Below are 13,149 nucleotides of genomic sequence, written 5' to 3'. Positions count from 1 at the left end.
TTCGTTGTCGATGGGACCAACCTGCCTCGGCGAAGGAGGCAAACCAATTACCTTGGAGGTAATGGAAATTCCGCCGCCTCTCCTGTCTATTGCGGCGGACACGCAGGGAGGCACGCATGGAATTCGGCGAACATCTCAAGGAATGGCGCAGCCACCGGCGTCTCAGCCAGTTGGAGCTGGCGAGCGAGGCGGGCATTTCCGCCCGGCACCTCTCCTTCCTGGAGACGGGCCGCGCGCGCCCGTCCGAGGGCATGATCCTGCGGCTCTCCGCCGTGCTCGACATTCCCGCGCGCGACCAGGGCCTGCTCTTTTCCGCCGCCGGCTTCCGGCCGCGTTTCGCGACCGCGCCGGCCGCCAGCCTTTCGGCCTTTCCGCCGGCAGTGGCCGAGGCCATCGGCCTGATCCTCGCCCGCCACGATCCCTATCCAGGCGTCGTCTTCGACCACGAATACAACGTGCTGACGGCCAACCAGGCCTTTCTCGGCCTTGCCGGCATGGCAGGCATCGCGGTTGCGCCGGGCGACAATTTCCTCGACGCCTATCTCGGCCCGACGCCCTTGCGCTCCATCGTGGTCAACTGGGCGCAATCGGCCGCCGACCTCGTGCGCCGCATCCGCGCCGAGGCCTGGCTTCAGGGGCCGCGCAGCCCGCTCGTGAAGCGTATCGAGCGGCTGGCGGCAACGGAGGATATCAAGGCCGCGCTCGAGGCTTTCCCGGAAAGCGACCGGCTGCCGATCCTGCCCATCGAGATGAAGATCGGCGCGAAGCGCTTCAACTGGATCACCACGCTCACCTCCTTCGGCTCGGCACAGGATGCGTTGGTGCAGGGCGTGCTGATCGAGAGCTTCTTCCCGGCCGATGCCGGAACGCGTTCTCACTTCGAGGAAGCAGACGCGCCGAAGACGAAGCGGGAATAGCCGAGGAAGGACCAGACCATCGCCACAACGGAGGCGACGGCGACGGCGAGAACCGGCCAGACGGCCGGGAAAACCAGCAGGATGACTGCGTAGACCGCATAGTTGAGGAGCGCGGCGCTGATGCCGACGCCGCCGTAGCGCGTGCCCTCAACCGCAAGGCTCCGGTCGCTGCGGCCGAAGGTGAAGGTACGGTTCAGCCAGAAGGTGACGAGCATGGCCGCCGCGATGGCGACAATCCGCGCGCTGAAGGGGCCGAGCGGCGAGGCATGAAGCAGCAGCGCCAGGACGCCGGCATCGACGAGGAAGCCGGCGCCGCCAACGAGCGCGAAGAGGAGGATGCGCCTCATGCCGCGCGCGAGCGCGCCGGCGTCTCCTCGGCGGCGCGCGCGGGGCGGCGGTGGCCGGCGTGGCCGGCAGGCAGGCTCATATAGTGGATGCGCAATTGCTCGGCCCGGGCGCGGGCGAGCGAATCGAGGATCATGCCGGCGGAGAAGACGAGGAAGGAGATCATCATCAGCACCAGCGAGAAGATCCAGGTCGGCATCCGGTCGACGAGGCCGGTCTGGAAATAGGCCAGGAGGACGGGCGCCATGAAGACGAGGCTCACTCCCATGAAACCGCCGCTGATCGCGCCAAAGAAGGTGAAGGGACGCGTCTCCTTCATCAGCATGGCGAACATCCAGAGGATCTTTCCACCGTCGCGGAAGGTGGAGAGCTTGGAATGCGAGCCTTCCGGGCGGCGGCCGTAGTCGAGTTCGAGTTCGGCGACCGGCAGGCGCAGCCGCGAGGCATGCACCGACATCTCCGTCTCGATCTCGAAGCCGCCGGAGACGGCCGGGAAGCTTTTCGCGAACCGGCGCGAGAAGGCGCGGTAGCCGGAGAAGATATCGGAAAAGTCGTTGCCGAAGAGCGAGCGGTAGAGCGTGTTGAAGAGGCGGTTGCCGAAGGCGTGGCCCTGGCGGCCGGCATCGGCATGCACGCCCCGGCGCGTGCCGACGACCATGTCGGCGCCTTCCGTGACAAGCGTGCGGACCAGTTCCGGCGCATCGGTAGGGGCATAGGTGCCGTCGCCGTCGGCCATGATATAGATATCCGCCTCGATATCGGAGAACATGCGGCGCACCACGTTGCCCTTGCCCTGGCGGCGCTCGCGCACGACGGTCGCGCCGGCAAGCGCGGCGCGTAGCGCCGTGGTGTCGGTGGAATTGTTGTCGTAGACATAGATGCGGGCCGTCGGCAGCGCGGCGCGGAACCCGGTCACGACGTCGCCTATCGTCTGCGCCTCGTTATAGCAGGGCAGCAGCACGGCGATATCCAGGTCTTCCAGCAAGGCTTGCGTCATGACGGCGCGCTCTCCGAGGGGCAGGCCGCCTTATGCGACCCCGGATTTTACTATTTCTTGAGAAGGTTAAGGCTAGGTTTCGGCTGGCTTCCAACGGCGGACGAAAGGGCTGTTCGTGTCGAAATCCACGCCTGCGGCGCTCTCTGATGCCCCCTCGAAGGCCCCGGCGCGCCGCCAGGGGCTGACACCCGGCGTGCTCGCCCTCTACAGCCTCGTCGCCATCGCACTGGTACTCGCCATCTCGCTGCCATTCGCCACCGACTATGTCGGGGCGGACAACGACGATGCGATGCGGCTCGTCGTGGTGCGCGACCTTCTCGCCGGACAGAGCTGGTTCGACACGACGCAATACCGCCTCGGCCTCGACGGCGGCACGCTGATGCACTGGTCGCGCCTGGTCGATCTGCCCATCGCCAATCTCATCAGCTTCTTCTTACTGTTTACCGATCAGGCGCACGCCGAGGCGATCGCGCTCGCGGTCTGGCCGGCGCTGCTCGTCGTGCCTGTGCTGGCCGGCATGGGGCTTGCCGCCTACCGGCTCGGCGGCGCCATGGCGATGCATGCGACGCTGGTGCTGACCGCGGTCTTCGTCGTGGCGCTCAACCGCTTCCAGCCCGGCTCCATCGACCATCACAATGTCCAGCTCGCACTCGTCGCCGGCATCGCCGCCATGCTGCTCGACCCCGGGATGCGGGCGCGCGACCATGCGGTGGCCGGCCTGCTTTCGGGCCTTGCCATCGCCATCGGCGCGGAAACGACACCGCTGACCGGCGCGGTCTGCCTCGTCGTCGCGCTGCGCTGGGTCTGGCATGGGCCGGCCTTCCGCGAGGCGGCGGCCGCCTTCGGCCTTTCGCTGGCGCTGACGATCACGCTTGCCTTCTTCGCCACCGTCGCACCGTCGCGCTATACACAGGTGACCTGCGACAGCCTTTCCTACGGCTTCTACGCACTGGCGACGCTCGGCGGCGGCGCGCTGTTCCTGACGGCCTCGCTGGCGAGCGGCCGGTCTCTCCGCGGCCGGCTCACCGCCCTTGCCGGCGCGGGTGTCGTCATCGCCGCCGCGGTGCTGGTCATCGCACCCGGCTGCCTTGCCAATCCGCTCGACACGCTCGACCCGCTGCTGAAGACCTTCTGGCTTTCGGGCGTCATCGAGGCGCAGTCGGCGGTGGCGCAGTTCAGGCTCGAGCCGGGATCGATCGGCAGCTTCTACGCGCCCGGCCTTCTCGCCATGCTGGTCTGCCTGTGGCGCGTCCGGCGCGGGGAGAAAGCCGAAGCGCATCTCCTTGTGTTCGCCCTCCTTGCCGTCGCCTTCGCCGTCTCGCTCATCCAGATCCGCGGCGCGATCTTCTCCAACATGCTCTCCGCCCTGCCGCTCGGCCTTGCCATCGCGGATATGCGGAAGGCCTCCAACGCCGACCCGAAGAACCTCAAGCTGGGGCTGGCCTTCATCGCCCTGACGCTCGCCTCCGTGCCCGCGAGCTGGGCGCTGGCCGGTGCAATGCTGCCCGGCCGCTCGCAACAGAAACTGTCCGCCGGCCTGTCGACCGCCCCGGCGCCGCGCCTTTCCTGCATCGCCGAAGCCTCCATCGCACCGCTTGCCGCCGAGCCTGTCGGCGTTGTCGCCGGGGCCTCCAATCTCGGGGCGCCGATCCTGCGCTATACGGGCCATCGCGTGCTGTCCGCGCCTTACCACCGGAACCAGGGCGGCATGCTGACGGAGTTGCATATCGGCCTTTCCAATCCGCGGCAGGCGGAAGCCTTCCTGCGCGGGGCGCATGTGACGCTGCTCGCCTTCTGCCCGGATGACACGCAGACCCGCGACCTTGCGAAGGCGGAACCGGGCGGCCTCTATGCCGATCTTCTCAAAGGCAGGGTGCCGGACTATCTGGGGCCGGTCGCCGGAACGGAGAACGCATCGCTGCGGCTCTACCGGGTAAGGCCGGAATAGGCGCGCAGGCTGGGGATGCCGCGCGCGCCGCCCTGTCATCGCGGGCGAAACGCACTACACTTGCCCCATGAGCTTCTTTTCCGAAAACGATTCGCCGTCGAACCTTGCCGAATATTCGGTGTCGGAGCTGTCCGGCTCCATCAAGCGCACCGTCGAGCAGGCGTTCGACCAGGTGCGGGTGCGCGGCGAGATTTCCGGCTATCGCGGCCCGCATTCCTCGGGACATGCCTATTTCTCGCTGAAGGACGACAAGGCCCGCATCGACGCGGTGATCTGGAAGGGCAGCTTCTCGCGCCTGCGCTTCAAGCCGGAAGAAGGCATGGAGGTGATCGCCACGGGCAAGATCACCACCTTCCCCGGTTCCTCGAAATACCAGATCGTCATCGAGACGCTGGAGCCGGCCGGCGCGGGCGCTTTGATGGCGCTGCTGGAAGAGCGCCGCCGCAAGCTTGCCGCCGAGGGACTGTTCGATGCGGACCGCAAGAAGCCGCTGCCCTTCCTGCCGAGGGTGATCGGCGTCGTCACCTCGCCGACCGGCGCGGTCATCCGCGATATCCTCCACCGCATCGCCGACCGTTTCCCGGTCCATGTCGTCGTCTGGCCCGTGAAGGTGCAGGGCGAGGGGTCCGGCCAGGAGGTCGCGGCGGCCATCGAGGGCTTCAACACGCTGGACCCGCTCGGGCCGATCCCGCGGCCGGACGTGCTGATCGTCGCGCGCGGCGGTGGCAGCCTCGAGGACCTCTGGAGCTTCAACGACGAGATCGTGGTGCGCGCCGCCGCCGCCTCGCACATCCCGCTGATCTCCGCCGTGGGCCACGAGACGGACTGGACGCTGATCGATCACGCCGCCGACCGCCGCGCGCCGACGCCGACGGGCGCGGCCGAAATGGCCGTTCCGGTGAAGGCCGATCTCGATGCGGAGATCGCCTCGCTCGCCGCGCGGCTGCGCGGGGCGACGGCCCGCCAGATGGACAACCGCCGGCAGGGCGTGCGCGCGCTCGCCCGGGCGCTCCCCTCGCTCGACCAGCTTCTCGCCCTGCCGCGCCGCCGCTTCGACGAGGCATCGGCCGGTCTCGGGCGCGGCCTCCAGATGAACACGGCGAACAAGCGCCGCGCCTTCGAGCGGACGGCGGCGCATCTGCGGCCCGACATGCTCATCACCCGCATCGCCGAGCGCCGCCAGCGCGTCGCCGACCGGCTGCTCAGGGCCGAGCGTATCGTCGAACGCCGGCTCGATCATTTTCGCGCCCGGCTTTCGGCTTTCGACGTATCGCTGCGCGCCACACCCGCCCGGATCAAGACACAGACGGAACGCGCCCGCGACCGGCTGAGCGGCCTTGCGCTCAGGGCCGAAAGCGCGCTTTCCGGCGATCTTTCCCGGCGGCGCGCCCTGCTTCTGGCACAGGACCGCGTGTTGCAGTCGCTCTCCTACCGCAACGTGCTGAAGCGCGGCTATGCGCTGGTGCGCGACGAGGATGGCGCGCCGGTCAAGGGCGCGGCGGAACTCGGCCCCGGCCGCGCCATCGCCATCGAATTCGCCGACGGCGCGGTGGATGCCGTTACCGGATCGGGCGGCGGCGCGCCGAGGAAGAAGCCGGCGAAGGCGGAGGCGGTAAAGCCCGCGTCGCGCCAGGGTTCGCTGTTCTGAGGCCGCCATGCGCATCCTTGTCGTGCTCGCCCACCCGCTGGAGGAAAGCTTTGCCGCAAGCGTCGCCGAGACGGTGCGCCGGAAGCTGACGGCGAACGGCCATACGGTCGACCTGCTCGACCTCTACCGCGAAGGCTTCGACCCACGGCTCAGCCATTGCGAGCGCGCGCGCTATTTCGAGCCGGCCTACGATCCATCCGAGGCGGAACCCTATGTCTCCCGGCTGAAACAGGCGGACGGGCTGGTGCTGGTGTTTCCGCAATGGTGGTTCAATTTCCCGGCCATCCTGAAGGGCTTCTTCGACCGGGTCTTCGCACCGGGCGTCGCCTTCGAGAACGATCCGGACGGCGGACGCATCCAGCCGCGGCTCGGCAATATCCACCTCTTCTGGGCCTTCACCACGACGGGATCGCCCTGGTGGGTGGTCAACCTCTACATGGGCAATCCGGTAAAACGCCTCTTGAAGCGCGGCATCGCCGCCTTCTGCGCCAAGGGGCTGGATTTCCGGATGGTCACGCTCCACGACATGGACCGCATCGATGCGGCGAGGCGCAAGGCGCACCTCGCCAGGGTCGAAAAGCTCATCGACCGGATTTGACGGGGTTCAGGCCCACTCGCCGGCGCGCATGACCGGGGCGCGGCTTCCGTCCGCGCGGATGCCGTCGATATCCACCTTGTCGGAGCCGATCATCCAGTCGATATGGATGAGGCTTTCATTGCCGCCCTGCGCGCGAATCTCATCCGGCGAAAGGCCCGCGCCGTCGAGGAAGCACTTGGAATAGCACTGGCCGAGCGCGATGTGGCAGGAGGCATTCTCATCGAACAGCGTGTTGTAGAAGAGGATGCCGCTCGCCGAGATCGGCGAGGAATGCGGGACCAGCGCCACTTCGCCGAGCCGGCGCGCGCCCTCGTCCGTGTCCAGCACCTTGTTCAGCACCGCCTCGCCCTTCGACGCTTTCGCCTCGACGATGCGGCCACCCTCGAAGCGGACCTGGATATCGTCGATCAGCGTGCCCTGGTGGGAGAGCGGCTTGGTGGAGGAGACATGGCCTTCCACCCGCAGCGCATGGGGCGTCGTGAAGACCTCTTCCGTCGGGATGTTCGGGTTGCAGGTGATGCCGTTCTTCGCCGTGGAGGCGCCGCCGTGCCATTCGTGCCCGTCGGCGAGGCCGACCGTCAGGTCCGTACCCGGTCCCTTGAAATGCAGGGCCGAGAAACGCTGGCCGTTCAGCCAGGCCGAGCGCTTGGCAAGGTTGGCATTGTGCTCCGCCCAGGCGGCGACCGGATCGGCGACATCGACGCGCGAGGCGGCGAAGATGGCATTGGCGAGCTTTTCGACAGCAACGTTCTCAGGATCGTTCGGGAAGACCTGCCTGGCCCAGGACGGGTTCGGGTAGGAGACGATATTCCAGTTGATGTCGAAATTGGCGATCTTCTCCAGCGCCGGCTTGTAGGCGGTCGAATTGGCCTTGTTGGCGCGAGCGACCTTGGCCGGGTCCTCGGCCGAAAGCAGCATCGGGTTGTCGCCGGCAATCGCAAGGCGCGCCGCGCCGTTGGCGTAAGCCTTGGCCATACCCTCGTAGAGCCAGTCCGTCGCGCGGTCGAAGCTTTCGTCCGGGGCATGGCGGTAGCGGGCGAGCGTCGCCTCCTCATCGGCATAGAAGGTGCTGACGAGGCCCGCGCCGGCCATATAGGCGTGCTTGGTGATGAGGCGGACGAGCGGCAGCGCGGCGATCGGCGCGGTCATCACGAGGTCCTGCCCCTTGCGGAGCTGGAGGCCGACGCGCACGGCGACTTCGGCGAGTTTTTCGAGCTTTTGCGGATCGATGGAGGGATTGGTCATGGCAGCCTGCTTTCTGGAATCGATGCGGGAAACGTAGTGCGCCGAAGCGGCAATGAGAAGATCAGGCGATGACGGACGCGGTTATCGCCTTCAGCGCCGTCACCACATCGCGCGGGGCAAGGCGCACCTGAAGGCCACGCTGGCCGCCGTTCATGTAGACGGCCTCGTGCGCCAGCGCCGCCTCCTCGATGGCGGTCGGCACCTGCTTCTTCTGGCCGAAGGGGCTGATGCCGCCGACAACGAAGCCGGTCAGCCGCTCGGCATCGGCCGGCTTCATCATGTTGGCGGACTTGCCCTTGAAGGCGCTTGCCAGCCTCTTCATGCTGACCTCGCGATCCGAGGGCACGATGACGCAGACCGGCTTGCCGTCCACCTCCGCCATCAGCGTCTTGAGGACGCGCGCGGGATCCTCCCCCAGCGCCTCGGCAGCCTGGATGCCGACACGGTCGGCACCCGGATCGTAGTCGTAGGTGTGGACGGTGAAGACGACGCCGGCTTTCGTCAGGGCCTGTGTCGCGCGGGTGGTCTTCGACATGGCTCAGTAGCCCGCGCCACGATCCACCAGATATTCCAGCGGCTTGCCGCTTTCCAGCCGCCCGATCTGCTGGGCGACATGGCGGAAGAGGGCGGCAACGTCGGAGGCGGCGGAGGCATGCGGGGTCATGAGGACCTTATCCATCGACCAGAAGGGGCTTTCAAGCGGCAGCGGCTCCTGCTGGAACACGTCGAGCGAGGCCCCGTGCAGCGTGCCGTCGTTGACGGAGGCGACGATATCCGCCTCGACCTGGCTGCCGCCGCGGCCGGCATTGATGAAGACCGGCGCGCCGAAGGGACCCTTGCGGCTGAGGCGGGTGAAGAGGCCGGTATTGTAGATGTTCCGTGTATCTGGTGTCAGCGGCAGCAGGCCGACGAGGAAATCCGTCCTGCCGAGGAAGGCGTCGAGACCCTTTTCGTCATAGGTCTCGAAGCCCTCGACCTTGCGGCCGCTCTTCGACCAGCCGATGACGTTGAAGCCGAGCGTCTTCAGCTTGCGCGCCGAATCCTGCCCGAGCACGCCGAAGCCCATGATGCCGACGGTGATCTCCTTCGCCTCCGGTTGGTTGAGTTCACGCCAGATGCGCTTCTGGCGCTGCGCCTCATAGGCCCCGTGCTGGCGAAGGTGCAGGAGGCACTGCATGACCACCCATTCGCTCATGCGCGTCGTCAGCGTCTCGTCGACGAAGCGCACCAGCGGCACGTCCGGCAGGCCGGGCAGCGTAAGGACATGATCGACGCCCGCGCCACCCGAGAAGACGACCTTGAGGTCCTTCGCCCGGGAGAAGAGGTCGGCACCCGGCTTCCAGACGACGGCGTAGTCGATGCCCGAGAGGTCGCGGTTGCGGTTTGCCGGGTGCAGCAGGTTGATCACCTCGCGATCGGGGAAAGCACCCTTGAGCGCGGCGGCGACCTGCTCCTGATCGAATTTCAGATCGATGATGACGGGGCTTTTCGTCGACATGCTGGTTCCTGCTATTGGCTGATGGTCTCGCTGCGCACGGCTTCGAGGTTGAAGGCGGCGGCCATGAGGGCCTTGGTATAGGCCTCGCCCGGCCGCTCGATGATATCCTTCGCCCTGCCCTTTTCCACCACGCGCCCGCCGCGCATGACGATGATGTCGTTGGCGAGCGCCCGCACGACCTTAAGGTCGTGGCTGATGAAGAGATAGGCGAGATTGTGCCTGGCCTGCAGGTCGCGCAGCAGCTCGACCACCTGCGCCTGCACGCTCATGTCGAGCGCCGAGGTCGGCTCGTCCAGCATGACGAATTCGGGCTTCAGCACCATGGCGCGGGCAATGGCGACGCGCTGGCGCTGGCCGCCGGAGAATTCGTGCGGGTAGCGCCAGCGGGTCGAAGGATCGAGGCCGGTTTCCTCAAGCGCGGCGGCGACACGGCGGTCGCGCTCGGCCTCGGAGAGCGACGGTTCGTGGACCTTCAGCCCCTCCGCGACGATATCGGCGACCGACATGCGCGGCGAGAGCGAGCCGAAGGGATCCTGGAAGACGATCTGCATGCGCCGGCGCAGCGGCCGCATCTCGGCGAAGGTGCGGCCGGCGATATCCTGACCGACGAAGGCGATGCGGCCCTTGGACGAGATGAGGCGCGTCAGCGCGAGGCCGAGCGTCGTCTTGCCGGAGCCGGATTCGCCGACGACGCCGAGCGTGTGGCCGGCGCGCAGTTTCAGGTCGATGCCGTCCACGGCCTTCACATGATCGACGACGCGGCGCATGAAGCCGGCCTTGATCGGGAACCAGACTTTCACGTCCTCCGCCTCCACGACGACGGGCTGGCTGTCGTCGGCAGGGCGCGGCTCACCCCTCGGCTCGGAGGCGAGCAGGTGGCGTGTATAGGCGTGCTGCGGATTGGAGAAGATTTCTTCGACCGGGCCGGTCTCGACGATCTTCCCCTTCGTCATCACGCAGACGCGGTCGGCGAATTTTCGCACGATGCCGAGGTCGTGGGTGATGAAGAGCATGGACATGCCGTGCTCTTCCTTGAGGTTTTTCAGGAGTTCGAGGATCTGCGCCTGCACGGTGACGTCGAGCGCGGTGGTCGGCTCGTCGGCGATCAGGAGTTCCGGGCGGTTGGCGAGCGCCATGGCGATCATGACGCGCTGGCGCTGGCCGCCGGACAACTCGTGCGGATAGGCGGCAAGGCGCTTTTCCGGCTCGCGGATACCGACCTGGTTGAGAAGTTCCAGAATGCGGATACGGGCCGCCGCGCCCTCGATGCCCTGGTGCAGCTTCAGGATCTCGCCGATCTGCCGCTCGATGGAATGCAGCGGATTGAGCGAGGTCATCGGCTCCTGGAAGATCATGGTGATGTCGTTGCCGCGCACCTCGCGCAGCGCCGCATCCGAGGCCTTCAGGAGGTCCTTGCCCTTGAAGAGGATCTCGCCGGAGGGATGGCTTGCGGCGGGATAGGGCAGCAGCTTCAGGATCGAGTTCGCCGTTACCGACTTGCCGGAGCCGGATTCGCCGACGAGGGCGACGACCTCGCCGCGATGGATCTCGAAGGAGACGCGGTCGACGGCGAGCGAGGTGTTGCCGCCCTGATGGAAGGCCACCGACAGGTCGCGGACGGAAAGGATAGTTTCGGGAGCGCTCACCGGAAGGTCTTCCTCGGATCGAAGGCGTCGCGCGTCGCTTCGCCGACGAAGATCAAGAGCGACAGCATGACGGACATGACGACGAAGGCAGTGAGGCCGAGCCACGGCGCCTGAAGGTTCTCCTTGCCCTGCGCGATCAGCTCGCCGAGCGAGGGCGAGCCGGGCGGCATGCCGAAGCCGAGGAAGTCGAGCGAGGTGAGCGTGGTGATCGAGCCGGAGAGGATGAAGGGCAGGAAGGTGAGCGTGGCGACCATCGCGTTCGGCAGGAGATGCCTGTACATGATCGTCGCATTGCCGACGCCCAGCGCCCGCGCGGCCCGGACATATTCGAAATTGCGCGCGCGCAGGAACTCGGCGCGCACCACGCCGACGAAGCCGACCCAGGAGAAGAGCAGCATGATGCCGAGCAGGATCCAGAAGCCAGGCGGCAGGATCGCGGCGATGATGAGCAGGATGTAGAGCACCGGCATCGAGGACCAGATCTCGATGAAGCGCTGCATCAGGAGGTCCGTCCAGCCGCCGAAATAGCCCTGCACGGCACCGGCCGTAACGCCGACCACGGCCGAGCAGATCGTCAGCGCGAGGCCGAAGAGCACGGAGATGCGGAAACCGTAGATGACGCGGGCGAGCACGTCGCGCGCCTGGTCGTCCGTGCCGAGCCAGTTGAGGTTGCTGAGATTGCAGTTCGGATCGTCTGCCCCGGCCGGATAGCCGGCGCAGCGCTCCTCCTTCGACATCAACCAGAACGGTGCGGTCGGCGCGGAATGCGGGATGTTGGAATTGGTCGAACTGTAGGAATAGCGGATCGGCGGCCAGATCATCCAGCCATTCGCCTCGATCTCCTCGGTGATGAAGTCGGAGCGGTAGTCCGTCTCGGCGAGGAAGCCACCGAATTTTTCTTCCGGGTAATCGATGACGACGGGGAAGAGCAATTCGCCCCGGTAGGAGGCGAGGATCGGCCGGTCGTTGGCGATGAATTCGGCAAAGAGGCTGAGCACGAAGATGACGAGGAAGATCCAGAGCGACCAGTAGCCGCGCCGGTTCGCCTTGAAGTTCTCCCAGCGCCGCTTGTTGGTCGGCGAGAGCAGGCCCTTTCGTGGCGGGGCGATGGGGGTCGTATGCGTGACGGTGCTCATCAGACGTCCCTCCGCTCGAAATCGATGCGCGGATCGACCCAGGTATAGATGAGGTCGGAGACGAGGCTGACGACGAGGCCCATCAGCGAGAAGATGAAGAGCGTGGCGAAGACGATAGGATAGTCGCGCCGGACGATGGAATCGTAGCCGAGGCGGCCGAGACCGTCGAGCGAGAAGATATATTCGATCAGCAGCGAGCCCGTGAAGAAGGCCGAGATGAAGGCGCCGGGAAAGCCGGCGATGATGATCAGCATGGCATTGCGGAAGACGTGGCCGTAGAGCACCTGGCCCTCGGTCAGGCCCTTGGCGCGGGCGGTGGTGACATACTGCTTCTTGATCTCGTCGATGAAGGAGTTCTTCGTCAGAAGCGTCGTCGTGGCGAAGGCGGAAAGCAGCAAGGTGATCAGCGGCAACGTCATGTGCCACATGTAATCGAGCGGCTTCTGCCACCAGGCGAGGCTGTCAAAATTGTCGGAGACGATGCCGCGCAGCGGGAACCAGTCGAGGAACGAACCGCCGGCGAAGACGACGATGAGCAGGATGCCGAAAAGGAAGCTCGGCACCGCATAGCCGACGATGATGATGCCCGAGGTCCAGACGTCGAAGGCCGAGCCATCCTTGACTGCCTTGTGGATGCCGAGCGGGATGGAGATGGCATAGGAGAAGAGGAGGATCCAGACGCCGAGCGAGATGGAGACCGGCATCTTCTGCGCGATGAGGTCGAGCACCGCCGTGTTGCGGAAGAAGCTCTCGCCGAAATCGAAGCGCATATAGTCCCACATCATCGAGAAGAAGCGTTCGAGCGGGGGCTTGTCGAAGCCGAACTGCTTTTCCAGCTTGGCGATGAATTCGGGATCGAGGCCGCGCGCGCCGCGATAGGCGCTGTCCTGCCCGACCTCCTGCAGCATGTCGCCGCCGCCGGACAGGCGATCGCCGCCGCCCTGGCTCGTCAGGTCGGCGATGACCTGCTCGACCGGACCGCCCGGCGCGAACTGCACGATCGCAAAGGAAATCGCCATGATGCCGAAGATCGTCGGGATCATCAGCAGGATGCGGCGCAGGATATAGGCGCCCATCAGCGAGCACCCGCCCTGATAGCTTGCATGGATGTCCAGCCGGTCAAGCCCAACCCTTCCGTTCTGCCGCCTGCCGCGACGGTGATTCGTTCCCG

General features: G+C 66.4%; 12 protein-coding genes. 4 read left to right on the top strand and 8 right to left on the bottom strand.

Features of this window, described 5'->3' with window-relative positions:
* The first annotated feature begins 116 nt into the window (after positions 1-116).
* Positions 117-917: a helix-turn-helix domain-containing protein gene (locus tag MOE34_RS20410; RefSeq protein ID WP_242219301.1), complete on the top strand. Its 801-nt coding sequence runs from the start codon at positions 117-119 to the stop codon at positions 915-917.
* Here MOE34_RS20410 and MOE34_RS20405 read toward each other — a convergent pair.
* Entirely contained in the window at positions 875-1,264 is a 390-nt protein-coding gene (locus tag MOE34_RS20405) for a GtrA family protein (RefSeq protein ID WP_242219299.1), read from the bottom strand. The genes MOE34_RS20410 and MOE34_RS20405 overlap by 43 nt on opposite strands.
* Entirely contained in the window at positions 1,261-2,259 is a 999-nt protein-coding gene (locus MOE34_RS20400; RefSeq protein ID WP_242219297.1) for a glycosyltransferase, read from the bottom strand. The genes MOE34_RS20405 and MOE34_RS20400 overlap by 4 nt, the downstream gene beginning before the upstream one ends.
* A 115-nt stretch (positions 2,260-2,374) precedes the next feature.
* Here MOE34_RS20400 and MOE34_RS20395 point away from each other — a divergent pair, with 115 nt between their 5' ends.
* From MOE34_RS20395 to MOE34_RS20385, 3 genes are all read left to right on the top strand, one after another.
* Positions 2,375-4,207 (top strand): hypothetical protein, encoded by a 1,833-nt coding sequence (locus tag MOE34_RS20395; protein ID WP_242219295.1) that lies wholly within the window; start codon positions 2,375-2,377, stop codon positions 4,205-4,207.
* 67 nt (positions 4,208-4,274) lie between these two features.
* The gene (gene xseA, locus MOE34_RS20390) at positions 4,275-5,855 is read left to right on the top strand and encodes an exodeoxyribonuclease VII large subunit (protein ID WP_242219293.1); all 1,581 of its coding nucleotides are present in this window, start codon (positions 4,275-4,277) and stop codon (positions 5,853-5,855) included.
* A 7-nt stretch (positions 5,856-5,862) separates the two neighbouring features.
* Complete coding sequence (locus MOE34_RS20385) at positions 5,863-6,453, top strand: NAD(P)H-dependent oxidoreductase (protein ID WP_242219291.1); 591 nt, start codon at positions 5,863-5,865, stop codon at positions 6,451-6,453.
* Positions 6,454-6,459: 6 nt separating this feature from the next.
* Here the strand turns inward: MOE34_RS20385 and MOE34_RS20380 are convergent, their stop codons facing one another.
* The 6 genes from MOE34_RS20380 to MOE34_RS20355 form a co-directional block, all read right to left on the bottom strand.
* Positions 6,460-7,698 (bottom strand): aminopeptidase, encoded by a 1,239-nt coding sequence (locus MOE34_RS20380; RefSeq protein WP_242219289.1) that lies wholly within the window; start codon positions 7,696-7,698, stop codon positions 6,460-6,462.
* A 61-nt stretch (positions 7,699-7,759) separates the two neighbouring features.
* Complete coding sequence (gene ybaK / locus MOE34_RS20375; RefSeq protein WP_242219287.1) at positions 7,760-8,233, bottom strand: Cys-tRNA(Pro) deacylase; 474 nt, start codon at positions 8,231-8,233, stop codon at positions 7,760-7,762.
* 3 nt (positions 8,234-8,236) lie between these two features.
* Positions 8,237-9,196, bottom strand: a complete 960-nt coding sequence (locus MOE34_RS20370; RefSeq protein WP_242219285.1) for a 2-hydroxyacid dehydrogenase — start codon at positions 9,194-9,196, stop codon at positions 8,237-8,239.
* A gap of 11 nt (positions 9,197-9,207) precedes the next feature.
* Positions 9,208-10,842, bottom strand: a complete 1,635-nt coding sequence (locus tag MOE34_RS20365) for an ABC transporter ATP-binding protein (RefSeq protein WP_242219283.1) — start codon at positions 10,840-10,842, stop codon at positions 9,208-9,210.
* The gene (locus MOE34_RS20360) at positions 10,839-11,978 is read right to left on the bottom strand and encodes an ABC transporter permease (protein WP_242219281.1); all 1,140 of its coding nucleotides are present in this window, start codon (positions 11,976-11,978) and stop codon (positions 10,839-10,841) included. The genes MOE34_RS20365 and MOE34_RS20360 overlap by 4 nt, the downstream gene beginning before the upstream one ends.
* Positions 11,978-13,054: a microcin C ABC transporter permease YejB gene (locus tag MOE34_RS20355; protein WP_242219279.1), complete on the bottom strand. Its 1,077-nt coding sequence runs from the start codon at positions 13,052-13,054 to the stop codon at positions 11,978-11,980. Before MOE34_RS20355 ends, MOE34_RS20360 begins: the two co-directional genes overlap by 1 nt.
* Between the last annotated feature and the right edge of the window lie 95 nt (positions 13,055-13,149).

It is taken from the genome of Shinella zoogloeoides (assembly GCF_022682305.1).
Taxonomy (GTDB): Bacteria; Pseudomonadota; Alphaproteobacteria; order Rhizobiales; family Rhizobiaceae; genus Shinella; species Shinella zoogloeoides_B.
This window is presented reverse-complemented; position numbering and strand designations above follow the sequence as displayed.